Annotated in this window: 13 protein-coding genes; 7 read left to right on the top strand and 6 right to left on the bottom strand. The window is 71.6% G+C overall.

What is annotated here, in order from left to right; all coding sequences use genetic code 11:
* Nucleotides 1-229: 229 nt before the first annotated feature.
* The 3 genes from IE269_RS05440 (at nt 230) to pgfA (ending at nt 3331) form a co-directional block, all read left to right on the top strand.
* Entirely contained in the window at nt 230-2032 is a 1803-nt protein-coding gene (locus tag IE269_RS05440; RefSeq protein WP_189821589.1) for a lytic transglycosylase domain-containing protein, read from the top strand.
* Nucleotides 2033-2188: 156 nt separating this feature from the next.
* On the top strand, nt 2189-2326 hold the full coding sequence (locus IE269_RS05435; protein WP_189821588.1) for an SPW_0924 family protein: 138 nt from the start codon (nt 2189-2191) through the stop codon (nt 2324-2326).
* Nucleotides 2327-2341: 15 nt separating this feature from the next.
* Nucleotides 2342-3331: a cell envelope lipid trafficking protein PgfA gene (pgfA, locus tag IE269_RS05430; RefSeq protein ID WP_189821587.1), complete on the top strand. Its 990-nt coding sequence runs from the start codon at nt 2342-2344 to the stop codon at nt 3329-3331.
* A gap of 31 nt (nt 3332-3362) precedes the next feature.
* On the opposite strand, the gene hrpB is transcribed toward pgfA, so the two are convergent.
* Nucleotides 3363-5873, bottom strand: a complete 2511-nt coding sequence (hrpB, locus tag IE269_RS05425; RefSeq protein ID WP_189821586.1) for an ATP-dependent helicase HrpB — start codon at nt 5871-5873, stop codon at nt 3363-3365.
* Between the two features lie 83 nt (nt 5874-5956).
* Nucleotides 5957-6820: a class I SAM-dependent methyltransferase gene (locus tag IE269_RS05420; protein WP_229897844.1), complete on the bottom strand. Its 864-nt coding sequence runs from the start codon at nt 6818-6820 to the stop codon at nt 5957-5959.
* A gap of 426 nt (nt 6821-7246) precedes the next feature.
* On the opposite strand from IE269_RS05420, the gene rpsA reads away from it, so the two are divergent.
* From rpsA to coaE, 4 genes are all read left to right on the top strand, one after another.
* Nucleotides 7247-8758 (top strand): 30S ribosomal protein S1, encoded by a 1512-nt coding sequence (gene rpsA, locus IE269_RS05415; protein ID WP_189821585.1) that lies wholly within the window; start codon nt 7247-7249, stop codon nt 8756-8758.
* Between the two features lie 341 nt (nt 8759-9099).
* Nucleotides 9100-10623: a flavin monoamine oxidase family protein gene (locus IE269_RS05410; protein WP_189822053.1), complete on the top strand. Its 1524-nt coding sequence runs from the start codon at nt 9100-9102 to the stop codon at nt 10621-10623.
* Between the two features lie 219 nt (nt 10624-10842).
* A complete protein-coding gene (locus tag IE269_RS05405; RefSeq protein WP_189821584.1) occupies nt 10843-11781 on the top strand; it encodes a PAC2 family protein in 939 nt (312 codons plus the stop codon).
* Between the two features lie 31 nt (nt 11782-11812).
* On the top strand, nt 11813-12418 hold the full coding sequence (gene coaE, locus IE269_RS05400) for a dephospho-CoA kinase (RefSeq protein WP_189821583.1): 606 nt from the start codon (nt 11813-11815) through the stop codon (nt 12416-12418).
* A gap of 51 nt (nt 12419-12469) precedes the next feature.
* Here the strand turns inward: coaE and IE269_RS05395 are convergent, their stop codons facing one another.
* Genes IE269_RS05395 through IE269_RS05380 form a run of 4 tightly spaced genes read right to left on the bottom strand, consistent with a single transcriptional unit; the run spans nt 12470 to nt 16422 of the window.
* Nucleotides 12470-13285, bottom strand: a complete 816-nt coding sequence (locus IE269_RS05395; protein ID WP_189821582.1) for an ABC transporter ATP-binding protein — start codon at nt 13283-13285, stop codon at nt 12470-12472.
* Entirely contained in the window at nt 13272-14321 is a 1050-nt protein-coding gene (locus tag IE269_RS05390) for a taurine ABC transporter substrate-binding protein (RefSeq protein WP_189821581.1), read from the bottom strand. Before IE269_RS05390 ends, IE269_RS05395 begins: the two co-directional genes overlap by 14 nt.
* Before the next feature lie 44 nt (nt 14322-14365).
* Nucleotides 14366-15247, bottom strand: coding sequence for an ABC transporter permease (locus IE269_RS05385; RefSeq protein ID WP_189821580.1), 882 nt, complete (start codon nt 15245-15247; stop codon nt 14366-14368).
* Nucleotides 15244-16422, bottom strand: a complete 1179-nt coding sequence (locus IE269_RS05380; RefSeq protein WP_189821579.1) for an LLM class flavin-dependent oxidoreductase — start codon at nt 16420-16422, stop codon at nt 15244-15246. Before IE269_RS05380 ends, IE269_RS05385 begins: the two co-directional genes overlap by 4 nt.
* Nucleotides 16423-16804 lie beyond the last annotated feature (382 nt).

The following is a 16804-nucleotide window of genomic DNA, read 5'->3' as shown; positions in this document are numbered from 1 at the left end:
AGGGCACAGCTGTCCCCCCTCGGACACAGCTTGTCCACATGTGATCGATGACGCTCAGTATGCGGGACTGCGGTGACCGGACTTTCTGGGGATACGAGGGGATACGAAAGTGTCGAAGAGGTGAAAAGCGTTCAGAAGCCTGTGTTCCGGGGCCAAGAGTTGTCGTAGTGTCACGTGGGTCGTCGCGCTGGGGAGCGCGCACCGCCGCCGATGGGGAGGGACCAGTCGCATGGCTGCACAGTTCGGTCGCCGCTTGCGCAAGGGAGCGACCACGACGGCGGTCGCGGCGATAGCCGTGGCCGCCCTGTCCGCATCACAGGCTCCCGGGGCCGCCGGGACCACGTACGACGGACAGACGGCCGGCGCGAAGCCGGGACCGGAGTCGGCGGCCACCGGCAACTCCCCCTACTACACGGACCTTCCGCCGCTCGTCACCCCCGGCGCCCCCGAGTCGGGCATCAACCTGCCGGGCACGAGCAACGGCACGGTCGCCCCGGACGGCACCGTCGAGGCGGGCCTGCCCGCGACCGTCCTGGACGCGTACAAGAAGGCGCAGGCGGCCATCGAGTCCGCCGACCCGTCCTGCCGGATGCCCTGGCAACTCCTCGCCGCCATCGGCAAGGTGGAGTCCGGCCAGGCGCGCGGCGGCCAGGTCAACGCCCAGGGCGACACCCTCAAGCCGATCCTGGGCCCGGTCCTCAACGGCATCGGCTTCGCGAACATCAAGGACACCGACAAGGGCGCGTACGACGGCGACAGCACGTACGACCGCGCCGTCGGCCCGATGCAGTTCATCCCCTCCACCTGGGCCCGCAACGGCAAGGACGGCAACGGGGACGGCAAGAAGGACCCCAACAACATCTACGACGCGGCCCTCGCCGCCGGGCACTACCTGTGCGCGGGCTCCCGCGACATGACGAACCCGAAGGACCGCGAGAAGGCGATCCTCAGCTACAACCAGTCGCGCGAGTACCTGCGGACCGTCCTGTCCTGGTACGACTTCTACAACCGCGGCACCCACACCGTCCCCGACGGCACCGGCGTCCAGCCGACCACCCCCGAGCCCGACAGCCACATCAAGACCCCCACCGGCAACGGCAACGGGACCGCGCCGCCCACCCCGGGCACCACCAAGCCCGGCGGCAAGCCGACCCCGACCACCCCGCCGACCACGCCGACCGGTGCCGCAGGGCTCAAGGCCGTCGGCGCCACAAAACTGACCGCCGTCGCCGGTGACGACTTCGCCACCAGGCCCGGTGTGCAGGTTCTCGACAAGGCGGGCAAGCCCGTCGCGGGCGTCAAGGTCGAGTTCCTGGTCGTCGGCGCCACGGAGGCCCGCTTCCCGGGCAACGCGCTGCGCACCACCGTCACCACCAACAAGAACGGCCAGGCGATCGCCCCGGTGCTCGACGCGGGCGACAAGGCGGGCGCGTTCGTGATCCGCGCGTCGACGCCGGGCGCACCGGCCACCGAGTTCTGGGCGACGGTCACCGCCAAGGAGGCCCCCGCGCCGAAGGCCGACGCGATCACCCGCACGTCCGCCGCAGCCCTCAAGGCCGAGGCGGGCGAGGCGTTCGCCGGGGCCGTCGAGGTCAAGGCCACCGCCGACGGCAAGGCGCTCAAGGGCGCCAAGGTGTCCGCCGTGGTCGTCGGTACCAAGGGCCCGTACTTCAAGGCCGCCGACGGCACCGCCGTACGCACCGTGGGCGGGCTCGTCACGGCCGCCGACGGCACGGTCGCGCTGCCGAAGCTGTACGCGGGCGACACGGCCGGGACGTACGTGCTGCGCATCGTCGCCGACGGGGTGGCGCTGAACGTCACCCTGACGGTCACGGCCGCGCCCACGACGCCGCCGACCACACCGCCCACCACCCCGCCGACGACGCCTCCCACGACGCCGCCGACCACGCCTCCGACGACTCCGCCCACGACGCCTCCCACCAAGGAGCCGACGAAGGAGCCGACCACCACGCCCACGAAGTCGCCGGGGACGAGCGCGAGCCCGTCGGCCTCTTCGTCGCCGAAGCCGTAGCGGCAGCGGGTCCCTGAAAGGGGGAGGTGCCGGGCAGACCCGGTGCCTCCCCCTTTTTCCGTGCCCGCTTCGGTGTTCCCCTCTCGTGCTGCCGTTGCTACGGTGCCCCCTCCCTGACGGAACGTCAGAAACCTTCTACCGGGAGGGAGTCGGGACATGCGTGCCCTCATCGCCGCAGCCGTGGGGCTGGTCGCCGCGTTCGCCCTGGTCCTCACGATCACGGCGATCGGCGCCCCGTCCGGCGAGACCTCGCCGAAACCGCTGCTGACCACCGTCCCGGCAGTCAAGAAATAGCGGGGGCGGCACACGATGCGACGCAAAGCCGGACTGGTCCTGCTCGCCCTCGCGGTGTTCTTCACCGCCCTGTCCCCGCTGCTGCGGTGGTACGCGTTCCCGCGCCTGGCCAAGATCCCGCCCAGCCAGTACCAGGACATGGTCCTGGAGGCGAAGCCCGCGACCCTCCTCGACTACGGCACCATGCAGCCGAAGAAGGTCGACAAACTCACCGTCGTGCAGACGCTGAAGGGCAACGTCGAGGAGTCGGAGCGGATCGAGAAGACCGCCGGGCGGGACGTGGTCGTCTGGGACGCCCTCTCCTTCATCGCCGGGCCCGACGGGAAGATGGTCTCCACCATCCCCGAGCGCTACATCTTCGACGCACACACCCAGGACCCCGTGCACGCCACCGGGGAGATGGTCGACGGGGACCCGGTGCAGCGGCGCGGCATCGAGTTCAAGTGGCCGTTCCTGACGGAGAAGCGCGACTACGAGTACTACGACGCGCGCGCCCGCCTCACCGCCCCGATCCACTACAAGGGGACGCAGGAGTTCCGGGGGATGGAGGTCTACTACTTCGAGCAGACCATCCCGTGGACCAAGGTGCCGTACCCGAAGAAGATGCCGCTGCCGGGGATCGACTCCACCAAGCTGGAGAAGCAGACCGGGACGAGCATGTGGTACACGACCAAGCGGATGTTCTGGATCGACCCGGTGACGGGGGCCCCGGTGAACGGGGAGGAGATCCACCAGGAGGAGATGCGCGGCGGCAGCCTGCTCCAGGGGCGGGACAAGGTGACGGCGTTCGCCGGGCACGTGAAGATGCGGGCGGATTACGTCGACTCGACGGTCGCGCTCGTCAAGTCCAACCGGACGTTGGTCCTTCTGCTGACCTCGTATCTGCCCTGGGGCTTCCTCGGACTCGGCCTTGTCCTCCTGGGGCTGGCGCTGTGGCTGGAGGCCCGCAGCCGCAGGCCGGCCGCGGTCGTGGCTGAGCCGCCGGTGCCGGCGCCCCTTGCATAGGGGGCAGCACCGGGGGCCCAGCCCCGCGCCCCTAAAGGGGCGTCCGTGCCTTGGTGTGTCGTGTTGCCACTGCCTGTGTCGGGTCCTCCGGCCACGGGTGCTTCGGGTAGCGGCCCCGCAGTTCCGCCCGTACGCCCCGGTAGCCCTCGTGCCAGAACGACGCCAGGTCCGCTGTGACTGCAACCGGTCGCCCTGCCGGTGACAGAAGATGCACCAGCACCGGTACCCCGCTATGGGCCTGGGTGACGCCCACCCTCGGTGTCTGCGACAGCCCGAACATCTCCTGGAGCTTCACCGCCAGCACCGGCTGCTCACCGGAGTAGTCCACCCGGATCCGCGACCCGCTCGGCACCTCGATCCGCTCCGGTGCCAGCTCGTCCAGCCGGGTCGCCTCCCCGGTCGCCCACGGCAGCAGCCGGTTCAGCGCCTGCCCCGCCTCGATCCGGCCCAGGTCCGCACGCCGTCGCGCCCGCGACAGCTCCGGCTCCAGCCACTCCCCGGCGCACTCCACCAGCGCCCCGTCCGCCACGTCCGGCCACGGTGCTCCCAGCTCCCGGTGCAGGAACGCCAGCCGCTCCCGCAGCCCCTGCGCGTCCCGCGTCCACCGCAGCAGCCCGAGCCCCTCCTTCCGCAACCCCTCCACCAGCGCCGAACGCACCTGCTCCCGGGGCAGCTCCTTCAGCGGGCGTACGGTCAGCTCCACCGCCCCCAGCGCCTCCACCTGCCGGGCCACCACGTCCCCGCCCTCCCAGCGGACCTCCTCCCGCACCCCGTACAGGTGCTCCGCCGCCAGCTTCGCCGTCTCCTCGTCCACGACCGCCGCCAGCCGCACCCGGGCCGACGCCGCGTGCGCCGGACGGTCCGCGACCGCCACCGCCAGCCACGGCGCACTGCGCAGCCGCGACCCCTCACCCACCTCCGCGCCCGTCCCCGACGCCATCAGGAACGCCCCCGCGCCGCGCGCCCGCGCCACCCGCTCGGGGAAGGCGAGGGCCGCCACCAGGCCGGCCGCCGCGTCGTCCGCCAGGGGAGCACCCTCGCCCTGCACCCCCGACGCCAGCCGCCGCGTCTCCTGCTTCCAACGGGCCCCGTACGCGTCGTTCCCGCGCCGGGCCGCCCGCCACGCCTCCGCCAGGTCGTCCCCGTACTCCCGGGGCGGCTCCTCGCTCAGCAGCGCCACCACCTCCGCCGCCCGCCGCGCCCCGATCTCCGCAGCACCGTCCAGCAGCGCCCGGCCGAGGCGCGGATGCAGGCCGAGCCGCGACAGCCGTACGCCACGGTCGGTGGCCCGGCCCTGCGCGTCGACCGCGCCGACCGCCGTCAGGACCTCCCGGGCCGCCGTCATCGCGCCCGCCGGAGGAGCGTCGAGGAGGGCCAGGCCCGAGGTGTCCGGGTCGCCCCAGCAGGCCGCCTGGAGGGCGAACGCCGCCAGGTCGGCCACCTTGATCTCCGGGTTCGGGAAGGCGGGCAGCCGCCCGTGCTCGGCCTCGTCCCAGCACCGGTACACCGCGCCCGGCGCCTCGCGCCCGGCCCGCCCCGCACGCTGCCGTGCCGCCGCGCGGGACGCCCGTACGGTCGTCAGTGCGCTCAGTCCCCGCGCATGGTCGGTACGGGGCTCACGCGCCAGCCCCGAGTCCACGACGACGCGCACCCCCGGCACGGTCAGGCTCGACTCCGCCACCGACGTCGCCAGCACCACCCGACGCCCGGCGGAGGAACCCGCGAGCACGGCGTCCTGCACGGCCGCAGGGGCCCGCCCGTGCACCTGGAGCACCTCGGCCCCGACCCCGCTCAACTGCCCCGCCACACGGGCGATTTCGCCCACCCCCGGCAGGAAGCACAACACGTCGCCCTCGCGCTCGGCGAGTGCACGACGTACGACAGCGGCGACGTGCGACAGCAGCGCAGGATCCACCCGCATCCCGTGCGGCGGACGCACCGGCCGCACGGGCGGCGCCCACACCGTCTCCACCGGGTGCGACACCCCCTGCGCCTCCACCACCGGTGCGCCGCCCAGCAGATCCGCCCACCCCGCCGCATCCGTCGTCGCGGACGCCGCCACCAGCCGCAGCTCCGGCCGCAGGGCGGAACGTACATCCAGGAGGAAGGCGGCTGCGGTGTCCGCGTCGAGATGCCGCTCGTGGCACTCGTCGAGCACGACGACGTCGACGCCGGTCAACTCTTGGTCGCGCTGAAGCCGTTGCAGCAGCACACCCGTCGTGACGACCTCCACGACGGTGTCCTTGGAGACAGTGCGCTCGCCGCGCACGGTGACGCCGACGCGTTCGCCCACCCGCTCGCCCAGCAGCCACGCCATGCGCCGCGCCGCCGCCCTGGCGGCGATCCGGCGCGGCTCCGCGACGACGACCCTGCGCACCGGCCCGCCGCCCACCAGGCCCGCCAGCACCAGCGGCACCAGCGTCGTCTTGCCGGTGCCGGGCGGCGCGCACAGCACCGCCGCACCGTGCGCCTCCAGCGCCTGCGCGAGGGCGGGCACCGCGGTGCGTACGGGCAACTGGTCGAGGGCTTCGCTACGGATCACCCCCACAGTGTCGTACGGGCCCGTGGAAGGGCGTCAGTCCCGCTCGTACGGAACGGGTCAGTCCCGCTCGTACGGAAAGGGCGTCAGTCCCGCTCGCACACGAAGATCGCCGAGCCCGGGATCAGATTCCCCCGCAAGGGGGACCAGCCGCCCCACTCCGAGCTGTTCCACGCCGGCCACTCCGGCTCCACCAGGTCCACCAGCCGGAAGCCCCCGGCGACGACGTCCCGGACGCGGTCCCCGAGCGTCCTGTGGTGCTCGACGTACACCGCACGCCCCTGCTCGTCCTGCTCCACATAAGGAGTGCGGTCGAAGTACGAGGCGGAGACCGACAGGCCCTCCGGCCCCGGCTCGTCCGGGAACGCCCAGCGGATCGGGTGCGTCACCGAGAACACCCACCGTCCGCCCGGCCGCAGCACCCGGTGCACCTCCCGGAACACCTTCACCGGGTCCGCGACGAAGGGCACCGCCCCGTACGCCGAGCACGCCAGGTCGAAGGAGCCGTCCCGGAACGGCAGCACCCCGGCGTCGGCCTGCACCAGGGACACCCCGTCCTCGCCGCCGCCGATCCGCAGCGCGTGCTGGAGCTGGCGGTGCGAGAGGTCGACGGCGACCGGGCGTGCGCCCTGCTTCACCAGCCAGCGCGAGCACTGGGCCGCGCCCGCGCCGATCTCCAGCACGTCGAGCCCCTTGAGGTCCTCCGGGGGGCCCAGCAGCTCCGCCTCCACCTCGTCGAGCCCCTCGGGGCCCCACACGAAGCGGTCATCGCCCAGGAAGGTCCCGTGGTCCAGCTGGTACTCGTCCGCGTTGCGGTCCCACCAGCCCCGGCTGGCCCGGCTGCTTTCCGTCTCGTCGGCGTCACGCCGGGTGGCCTCGGGCTCGGTGTCGTCCCCGGTGCCGAGGGCGTCCAGTGAGGCGGCGTCGGAGGAGTTTTCGTCGTGGATCATTGCGCCCGTCTGAATAGTCTGAGTAGGCTCCGCCGGAACCCCTCCCGGGTACTCGCCGAGAGCTCGGCGAGTACCCGGGAGGGGTTCCGGCGAGGTTCCGCGGGGAAGAGGTCGAGGGGGAGCGGGAAGCCCATTGTGGCCTCGCCGAACCCGAGTTGTGCCGGGTATGAGGCGTTCCGCCCCGGGTGTGTGCCTTCGCGCATTGACCCTGCCCGGCAGCCCCCGTATGCTACAAGTTGCGCTGCGAGCCTGCGCGCCTCAGACCTAGCAGGCCGCGCTCGTATCTGTATGTATGTCTCCTCGGTTTTCGAGGCGCCCGCCGGTGTTCCGGTTCGGTGCTTCTTCGGCTGTCCGGCTTCTGCAGAGCGACAGGCTCACGGCGTAGCAGTACCTACGACTTCTGTCCGTACCGGAGCCCTTTCCCACATGACGAGCAGCACCGAGACCACCTCTACCACCCCGCAGGTAGCGGTCAACGACATCGGTAACGAGGAAGCCTTCCTCGCCGCGATCGACGAGACGATCAAGTACTTCAACGACGGCGACATCGTCGACGGCGTCATCGTGAAGGTCGACCGGGACGAGGTCCTGCTCGACATCGGTTACAAGACCGAAGGCGTCATCCCGTCCCGCGAGCTTTCCATCAAGCACGACGTCGACCCCAACGAGGTCGTCGCCGTGGGCGATGAGATCGAGGCCCTGGTTCTCCAGAAGGAGGACAAGGAAGGCCGTCTCATCCTGTCCAAGAAGCGCGCTCAGTACGAGCGTGCCTGGGGCACGATCGAGAAGATCAAGGAAGAGGACGGGATCGTCACCGGCACCGTCATCGAGGTCGTCAAGGGTGGTCTCATCCTCGACATCGGCCTCCGTGGCTTCCTGCCGGCCTCCCTCGTCGAGATGCGTCGTGTCCGCGACCTCCAGCCCTACGTGGGCAAGGAGCTCGAGGCCAAGATCATCGAGCTGGACAAGAACCGCAACAACGTGGTCCTGTCCCGCCGTGCCTGGCTCGAGCAGACCCAGTCCGAGGTTCGCCAGACGTTCCTCACGACCCTCCAGAAGGGTCAGGTCCGCTCCGGCGTCGTTTCCTCGATCGTCAACTTCGGTGCCTTCGTGGACCTGGGTGGCGTCGACGGTCTCGTGCACGTCTCCGAGCTCTCCTGGAAGCACATCGACCACCCGTCCGAGGTTGTCGAGGTCGGCCAGGAAGTCACCGTCGAGGTCCTCGACGTCGACATGGACCGCGAGCGTGTCTCCCTGTCGCTGAAGGCGACGCAGGAAGACCCGTGGCAGCAGTTCGCCCGTACCCACCAGATCGGCCAGGTCGTTCCGGGTAAGGTCACGAAGCTGGTTCCGTTCGGTGCGTTCGTCCGCGTGGACGAGGGCATCGAGGGTCTGGTCCACATCTCCGAGCTGGCCGAGCGCCACGTGGAGATCCCGGAGCAGGTCGTCCAGGTCAACGACGAGATCTTCGTCAAGGTCATCGACATCGACCTCGAGCGTCGCCGGATCTCGCTGTCGCTGAAGCAGGCCAACGAGTCCTTCGGTGCCGACCCGGCTTCGGTCGAGTTCGACCCGACGCTGTACGGCATGGCTGCCTCGTACGACGACCAGGGCAACTACATCTACCCCGAGGGCTTCGACCCCGAGACGAACGACTGGCTCGAGGGCTTCGAGACCCAGCGCGAGGCTTGGGAGGGTCAGTACGCCGAGGCGCAGCAGCGCTTCGAGCAGCACCAGGCCCAGGTCATCAAGTCCCGCGAGGCCGACGAGGCCGCTGCTGCCGAGGGCGCTGCCGCTCCGGCCGCCGCCGGTGGCAACGCCAGCGCTGGTATCTCGGGTGGTTCGTACTCCTCGGAGTCGGACGACAACTCCGGCGCCCTGGCGTCGGACGAGGCCCTGGCCGCGCTCCGCGAGAAGCTGGCGGGCGGCCAGAGCTGAATGCTCTGACCCTCACCGGTCGCGAGGCCGCCTGACCGTCACGGTGTGACGGTCGGGAGCCGAACTGGCTGAACGACAAGGCCCGTTCCCCTTCGGGGGAGCGGGCCTTGTCGCATGTCCGGGGTGTCCGGGGCGCGTTTCCGGTTCCGTAACGCACGGAAACTTGTGGGATACAGCTAAGTCGTACGGGCCGAAACGATCCGTTGTCAGGATTCCGGGGTCTTCAAGATCACGGAGTGACGGAGCGAGAGGGGCCTGGCGCGATGGCAGAGGCAGGGGTACGGGCAGGAAGCCGCCGGAGCTTTCTGAAGCAGGTCGGCGCGGCCGGCGGTGCGGGCGCCATGTTCGCCACCATGGGCGCGCTGGGGCTGGCCCCCACGGCGGCCGCCGACGCCCGCGAGCCCGCGTTCCGGGCGCCGCGCAGCGGAGACTTCACGCTGAAGGGCAGGGGCGCCGCGAAGGTCGTCGTCGTGGGCGGTGGCATCGCCGGGCTGGCCTGTGCGTACGAGCTGGGCAAGGCGGGCTACGACTGTACGGTCCTGGAGGCCCGGGACCGTACCGGCGGACGCAACTTCACGGTGCGCGGAGGGGACGTCACCGTGGACGTCGACGGAGTGCGCCAGCACGCGCGCTTCAGTGAGGGCCAGTACATGAACGCCGGTCCCGGACGCATCCCGCAGTGGATGGTCACCATGGACTACTGCCGCGAACTCGGCGTCCCTCTCGAGGTGTTCACCAACACCAATGCGAATGCCTACCTCTACAACGAGAAAGCGGGGATGAAGTCCCCGGTCCGCTATCGCACCGCCAAGGCGGACGTCTACGGGTACGTTTCCGAGCTGCTCGCCAAGGCCACCGACAAGGGCGCCCTCGACAAGGAGCTCACCCGCGCCGACCAGGAGCGCCTGATGGAGTTCCTGAAGGACTACGGCGACCTCGGCGAGCGCATGAAGTACAGCGGCAGCGAGCGCAGGGGATTCACCGTCGACCCGGCGGAGGCGGGGGTGCCGGGGGTGCAGCTCGGCGGGGTGCCGTCCGCTTCTGAGGTCTTCGCCAGCGGTGTCGGGCGCTACTTCTCCTTCGAGTTCGGCTACGACCAGGCGATGCTGATGTTCCAGCCCGTCGGCGGCATGGACCGCATACCCCGGGCGCTCGCGCGGGCGGTCGGGGTGCACCGGATACGCACCGGGGCCGTCGTCACGAAGATCACCGACCGTGCCGACGGCGTCAGCGTCACCTATACCCACGGCGGGCGCACCGAACGCATCGAGGCCGACTACTGCATCGCCGCCCTGCCGCCCAACATCCTGGCCAAGACCGCGCACAACCTGGGCGGTGCGGTGCAGAGCGCGCTGGAGGCCTGCAAGACGTTCTCCGCGGGCAAGATCGGCCTGGAGTACAAGAGCCGCTGGTGGGAGTCCGACCACCGGATCTACGGCGGCATCACCGAGACCGACCTGGACCTCTCGCACATCTGGTACCCGTCGTACGGGCACCACGGCCGACGCGGGCTGATCGTCGGCTACTACAACTACGGTGCGCAGGCGGACGCGTACGCGAAGCTGTCGCCGCAGGCGCGCATGGAGCGGGCCGTCGCCCAGGGCGTCAAGATCCACGGCGAGAAGTACCGCACCGAACTGGCCGCGCACCTCTCGCACCACTGGCGGCAGACACCGCACCTGGAGACCGCCTGGCACTCCCTGGCGGGCGGCCCGGACGCCCCTGCGTTCGCGCCCCTCAACAAGGCGGCGGGGCGGGTGTACTTCGCGGGCGACTACCTCAGCCACACCGACGCCTGGCAGCACGGGGCGTTCACGTCGGCGCGCAAGGCGGTGGGGGCGCTGCACGCGCGGGTGCTGGCGTGAGCGGTCGCGGGCGGGGGCGCGGGCGGGGTCGTGGTCGCAGTCCTGGTTGTGGTCGAGATCGTGATCCCGATTGTGGTTCGGTCCGCCCGGTTTAGGTGATCTTGGTGCGGTTCCCGCTTGTGGGCTTGTCCACTCGTATGAGGGAAGGGGCCGTCGGAGGGAATGCCCACGCCCTGCGGCACGTTCTTCCCTGTGAAACGCGAGGAGGTAGCGGGAATCGTGCTTGATCCGCAGGGTTTGTACGCATGGGAGCCGAAGGGGCTGGCCGTCGTCGACATGGCGCTGGCCCAGGAGTCGGCCGGACTTGTCATGCTCTACCACTTCGACGGCTATATCGACGCGGGGGAGACCGGCGACCAGATCGTCGAGAAGCTGCTGGACACGCTGCCCCACCAGGTCGTGGCGCGCTTCGACCACGACCGGCTGGTGGACTACCGGGCCCGCCGCCCCCTGCTGACGTTCAAGCGTGACCAGTGGTCGGACTACGAGACGCCCTCGCTCGAAGTGCACCTGGTGCAGGACGCCACGGGCGCCCCGTTCCTGCTGCTCTCCGGGCCCGAGCCGGACGTCGAGTGGGAGCGGTTCTCGGCGGCGGTGCGCCAGATCGTGGAGCGCCTCGGGGTGCGCCTCGCGGTGAACTTCCACGGCATCCCGATGGGCGTCCCGCACACCCGCCCGGTGGGCCTGACCCCGCACGGCAACCGCACCGACCTGGTGCCGGGGCACCGCAGCCCGTTCGACGAGGCGCAGGTGCCGGGGTCGGCGGAGTCGCTGGTCGAGTACCGGCTGACGGAGGCGGGCCACGACGTCCTCGGCGTCGCCGCGCACGTGCCGCACTATGTGGCGCGCTCCGCCTACCCGGACTCGGCGCTGACCGTCCTGGAGGCGATCACGGCGGCGACGGGGCTGGTGCTGCCCTCGGTGGCGCACGCGCTGCGCACAGAGGCCCGCCGCACGCAGGACGAGATCGACCGCCAGGTCGGCGAGGGCGACGAGGAACTGGTCGCGCTGGTCCAGGGCCTTGAGCACCAGTACGACGCGGTGGCGGGCGCGGAGACGCGCGGCAGCCTCGTCGCGGAGGCCAAGGACCTGCCGTCGGCGGACGAGATCGGCCTGGAATTCGAGAAGTTCCTCGCGGAGCGGGAGGGCGACCTGTAGGTCGCCGGACGGGCGTTCTAGGCTGCCGGTCATGCTGAGAGTGGGCCTGACCGGTGGTATCGGCGCCGGCAAGAGTGAAGTGTCGCGGCTGCTCGCGTCGTACGGCGCGGTCGTCGTGGACGCCGACAAGATCGCGCGTGAGGTCGTCGAGCCCGGGACTCCCGGGCTCGACGCCGTGGTGGCGGCGTTCGGCAAGGACATCCTGACGCCGGAGGGCGCGCTGGACCGGCCCGCGCTGGGGGCGATCGTCTTCGCCGACCCGCAGCAGCTGAAGGTCCTGAACGCGATCGTGCACCCGCTGGTGGGCGCACGCTCCGCCGAGCTGGAGCAGGCCGCGGCCGCCGACGCCGTCGTCGTCCACGACGTACCCCTGCTGACGGAGAACGCACTGGCGCCGCTGTACGACCTGGTGGTCGTCGTGGACGCGTCCCCCGAGACCCAGTTGGACCGGCTGGTGCGGCTGCGCGGGACCTCCGAGGAGGACGCGCGCGGGCGGATGGCGGCGCAGGCCACGCGCGAGCAGCGGCTCGCCGTCGCCGACCTGGTGATCGACAACGACGGGCCGCTGGAGGCGCTGGAGCCCCAGGTGCGCAAGGTCTGGCAGGAGCTGAGGGAGCGGGCGGGGCTGGGGAGCTGACCTTTTCCTGTACGGTGCGGGGCGCCGCTGTGTGCGAGCGGCGCCCCGCACTCACGCGTCCAGCGTCGCCGCTTCCCGCATGGTGGCCGTCAACTCGCCCCGCAGCCGGGCGAAATCCGGGGTGGCGCGCAGGGCCGCCGGGTCGGTGTCGGAGGTGCGCGGCAGGTCGACGGCGAGTTCCGAGACGATACGGCCGGGGCTTCCCGGCGGCGCGGCCATCACCAGCACACGCGTGCCGAGCAGCACCGCCTCCTCCGCCGAGTGCGTCACGAACAGCACTGTGGTGCCGGACGTCGCCGCGAGGGTGCGCACTTCCTCCTGGAGGCGCTCACGGGTGAGCGCGTCGAGGGCCGCGAACGGCTCGTCCATCAACAGCAGTCGGGGCTCGCCCGCCAGCGCCCGGGCGATCGCCACCCGCTGCTGCTGGCCGCCCGACAGCTCCCAGGTGCGCCGTGCGGCCTTGCCCGCGAGGCCGACCCGCTCCAGCAGTTCGGCGGTGCGGGCGGCGCGCTGCTCGCGCGGGACGCCGTGCCGGGCGAGCGCGAAGGCGATGTTGCCGCCGACGGTGCGCCACGGGAACAGGCGTGGCTGCTGGAAGACGACACCGGTGCCGGTGCCAGGGGCGGGAGCGGAACCCCGTACCAGAGCGGTGCCTTCCGTGGCCCGCTCGAAGCCCGCCACCACCCGCAGCAGGGTCGTCTTGCCGCAGCCGGACGGGCCCACCAGGACGGTGAACTCGCCGTCGGCCAGGGTGAGCGAGACGCCCTCGACAGCGGTGGTCAGGGAGCGCGCGTTGCGGCCGTACCGGACGGTGACGTCCTCCAGCAGCACTTCGGGGCCCGCGACGACGGTCTCAGCCTGCGGCACGGTTCAACTCCTCGACGGCGAGCGCCTTCTGGAAGTCCGCGAGCGGCGGCACCGCGTCCACGGCCTTCTGCCCCTTCAGGAACCCGGCGGCGTCCCGCAGGTTCGCGGCCAGCTTGCCGGGGGCGCCGGGGCGGCCCAGGTAGTCGGCGCCCGTCTGCTCCTTCGCCGTGAGCAGTACCAACTGCTTCAGCTGCCGCTGTGCGTCGGCGGGCGAGACGTTCAGCTCCTTGCCGATGGAGGCCGCCGCCTTCGCCGGGTCGGACTTGGCCTGCTTGACGGCCTGGTCCTGGGCCTTGAGCCAGGCGGTGACGACCTCGGGGTGCTCCTTGGCGAAGGCGTCGGTGACGATGCCGAGGTCGGCGGTCGGCTTGCCCGCGTCGGCGACCTGGCGGCTGGTGGTGAGGATCTTGCCGTCCTTGGTCAGTTCGTCCAGGGTCGGCGTCCACACGTACGCGGCGTCGATGTCGCCGCGCTTCCACGCGGCGAGCGCGTCCTGCGGCTGGAGGTCGAGCACCTGCACCTTGTCCGCGGGGACGCCCGCCGACTTCAGGGCGGCCAGCAGCGAGTAGTGCGAGGTCGAGCCGAAGGGGGTGGCGACCTTCTTGCCCGCCAGGTCCTTGACGCCGTTGATGCCCTTCTTGGCGACGAGGGCTTCGTTGTCGCCGATCAGGTCGTGGATCCAGAGCACCTTGTACGGGATGTTCAGGGGCGCGGAGAGGCCCTTGGTGACGGGGCTGGAGCCCGCGAGCCCCAGGTCCACCGAACCGGCGATCACCGCGGTGTTGACGTCGCCGCCGGAGTCGAACTTGACCCACTTCACGGACACGTCCGGCAGGGCCTTCTCCAGCAGGCGCTGGTTCTTCACCACCAGGTCGGCGTTGGGTATCGCCTGGTAGGCGATGCGGACGACGGTCTTGCCGGACGCGTCGGTGCTGCCCGCGCTCTCGGAGCCGCCGAAGCCGCAGGCGGTCGCGGTGAGGGCGGTGAGGGCGCCGGTGGCCGCGAGGAGGAGGGCGCGGCGGCTGAACGGGGACATGGCGGGGCTCCGGTGGGTGTGAGTGGGCTGGGTGGCCTGGGTGGTCATTTGCGGCCGCGCCAGGGCACGAGGGCGCGCTCCAGGCCCTTGAGGAGGGCGTCGAGGAGGATGCCGGACAGGCCGATGGCGATGATGCCGACGATGACGACGGCGGTCTGGTTGTAGCGCTGGGCGTCGCGGATCATGCCGCCGATGCCGGGGACGCCGTTGATGGTCTCCGCCGCGACCACGGAGGTGTACGCGACGCCGACGGCGATGCGCACACCGGTGAGGATCTCGGGGAGCGCCGAGGGCAGCCGTACCGACAGCAGCAGTGACAGCGGGCCCGCGCCCAGGGCGCGGGCCGCCTCTATGAGGTGCTCGGGAACCGTGCGTACGGCAGCGGCTGTCGCGGCGGCGATCGGCGGCAGGGAGGCGATGATCAGCAGCCACACCTTCGGCGACTCGTCGATGCCGAACCAGATGACGAGCAGCGAGAGGTACGCCAGCGGCGGCAGCGTCCGCAGGAACGTCACGGCGGGTTCCAGGACGACGGCGATCGGGCGGACCGCGCCGATCAGCAGCCCCAGCGGCACACCTGCGAGGACCGCGTACCCGGTGCCGATGCCGATGCGGCGCAGGCTCACGCCCAGGTGCTCGATCAGCAGGTGGCCGCTCTGCCCGCGCACCCCGTCGTGGACGGTCGAGGACTGCACGAACTGGTGCCACACCTCGCCGGGGGAGGGCACCAGGACGCGCGGCCAGAGCTCCGCCGCGACCACCAGCTGCCAGGCGCCCAGCAGGACGGCCAGGGCGACCAGGCGCAGGGCGGCCCAGCGGAGGGCGGCCCAGCGGAGGGCGGCGAAGCGGGGCGCGGTGCGGGGTGTGGTGGGGGCGGGCTTCTCCGGGGCGGCGGCGGGCTTCTTGGGGGCGGTGGTGAGCGTCATGCACCGGCCGCCTCTACGAGGGCGCGCAGGCGCGGGGCGACCTCCTCGCCGACCCGGTACGCCTCCTCCAGGTGCGGGTAGCCGGAGAGCACGAACTCGTCGACGCCGAGCGCCCGGTACTCGTACAGCCGCTGGGCGACTTCCTCGTGCGAGCCCACCAGTGCGGTGCCCGCGCCTTCCCGTACGAGACCGATGCCGGCCCAGAGGTTGGGGGCGATCTCCAGCTGGGCGGCGTCGGCGCTGCCGCCGTGCAGGGCGGCCATCCGGGCCTGCCCCACGGAGTCCATCGCCGCGAACCGGGCCTGGCTCGCGCGCACCGCCTCCGGGTCGAGCCGGGACAGGATGCGGTCCGCCTCCGCCCACGCCTGGTCGGCGGTGTCACGGGCGATGACGTGCAGCCGCAGCCCGAACCGCAGCGACGCGCTCTCCCCGCGCACCGCCTCCGTCTTCGCCCGCAGCCGCGCGATGCGCTCGGCGATCGCCGTCGGGGGCTCGCCCCACAGCAGTTGTACGTCGGCGTGCGCGGCGGCGACGTCCTCGGCCGCGGGGGAGGCGCCGCCGAAGTACAGGGGCACCGGGTGCTGCACGGCGGGGTCGACCAGGCGGGCGCCCTCCAGGCGGAAGTGGTCGCCCGTGTGGTCGGCGTCCTTGCCCTCCAGGAGGGCGCGCAGGGCGGCCATCAGCTCGGCGGTGCGGGCGTACCGCTCGTCGTGCGCCAAGTGGTCGCCGTACGCCCGCTGCTCGACGGGGTCGCCGCCGGTGACGACGTTCAGCCGCAGCCGGCCGCCCGCGAACCGGCGGAACGCGTCCGCCTGCTGGGCCAGCAGCGTGGGGCTGGCGAATCCGGCCCGGAAGGCGACCAGGAAGCCGATCTTCTCGGTGTGCTGGGCGAGGGCGGCGGTGAGTATCCACGGGTCCACGCAGCCGAGGCCCACGGGCGTCAACAGCGAGTGGAATCCGGCCTGTTCGGCGGCGCGGGCCACCTGCGAGAGGTAGCCGATGTCGGCGGGGCGGCGGGTGGCGGCGTCCGTGCGCCCCTGCACGGCGGTGACGCCGCCGGGGTCGCGGCCGTCGCCGCCGGTGGGCAGGAACCAGTGCAACAGGGGCTGTTTCCTGGCACCGGTACTGGTGCTGGAATGGGCGCCGGGCGTGGCTGCGGGCACGGTGCTGGGCATGGAGGACCTCGGGAAGCAGGCAGGGGACGGCCCCGTGACGCACAGGTGCGACAGGGAACCGTACGGAAGGGAAGCAAGGGGGGCGCGGCGGCACAGCGGGACGACGCCCCTGGAAAGAGGCGGTCAGGTGCGGTGCGAGTCCGTCACTGCGGAGCGGGGCGTTTGCCCGTGCGGGAAAAGTGGCTGAACGAGTGTCAGCAGCCGTATGTACGGCAGGAGATGGCCCGACAGAGCATGGTCGAGACACGCAGCAGATCCACGTGACGACGCGATACGAGAGCAGGGGCCATGTCCGCATCTTCTCCGCCGGGGGCGTCGCGTCACAACCGAAGTCCGGATGGTGGATGAGCTCGTCTCGGCATGTGGACGGAGTGGTGCGGGG

The sequence above is a fragment of the Streptomyces spiroverticillatus genome (assembly GCA_014650415.1).
GTDB lineage: Bacteria > Actinomycetota > Actinomycetes > Streptomycetales > Streptomycetaceae > Streptomyces > Streptomyces spiroverticillatus.
The sequence above is the reverse complement of the archived record's forward strand: the minus strand, read 5'-3'. Positions and strand labels throughout refer to the sequence as shown.

Bases quoted from the DNA above. Each gene is read 5' to 3' on its own strand.
- IE269_RS05390 (WP_189821581.1), bottom strand. From the start codon at position 14,321: ATGTCCCCGTTCAGCCGCCGCGCCCTCCTCCTCGCGGCCACCGGCGCC.
- IE269_RS05420 (WP_229897844.1), bottom strand. From the start codon at position 6,820: ATGATCCACGACGAAAACTCCTCCGACGCCGCCTCACTGGACGCCCTC.
- coaE (WP_189821583.1), top strand. From the start codon at position 11,813: ATGCTGAGAGTGGGCCTGACCGGTGGTATCGGCGCCGGCAAGAGTGAA.
- IE269_RS05385 (WP_189821580.1), bottom strand. From the start codon at position 15,247: ATGACGCTCACCACCGCCCCCAAGAAGCCCGCCGCCGCCCCGGAGAAG.
- IE269_RS05380 (WP_189821579.1), bottom strand. From the start codon at position 16,422: ATGCCCAGCACCGTGCCCGCAGCCACGCCCGGCGCCCATTCCAGCACC.
- IE269_RS05435 (WP_189821588.1), top strand. From the start codon at position 2,189: ATGCGTGCCCTCATCGCCGCAGCCGTGGGGCTGGTCGCCGCGTTCGCC.
- rpsA (WP_189821585.1), top strand. From the start codon at position 7,247: ATGACGAGCAGCACCGAGACCACCTCTACCACCCCGCAGGTAGCGGTC.
- pgfA (WP_189821587.1), top strand. From the start codon at position 2,342: ATGCGACGCAAAGCCGGACTGGTCCTGCTCGCCCTCGCGGTGTTCTTC.
- IE269_RS05440 (WP_189821589.1), top strand. From the start codon at position 230: ATGGCTGCACAGTTCGGTCGCCGCTTGCGCAAGGGAGCGACCACGACG.
- IE269_RS05410 (WP_189822053.1), top strand. From the start codon at position 9,100: ATGTTCGCCACCATGGGCGCGCTGGGGCTGGCCCCCACGGCGGCCGCC.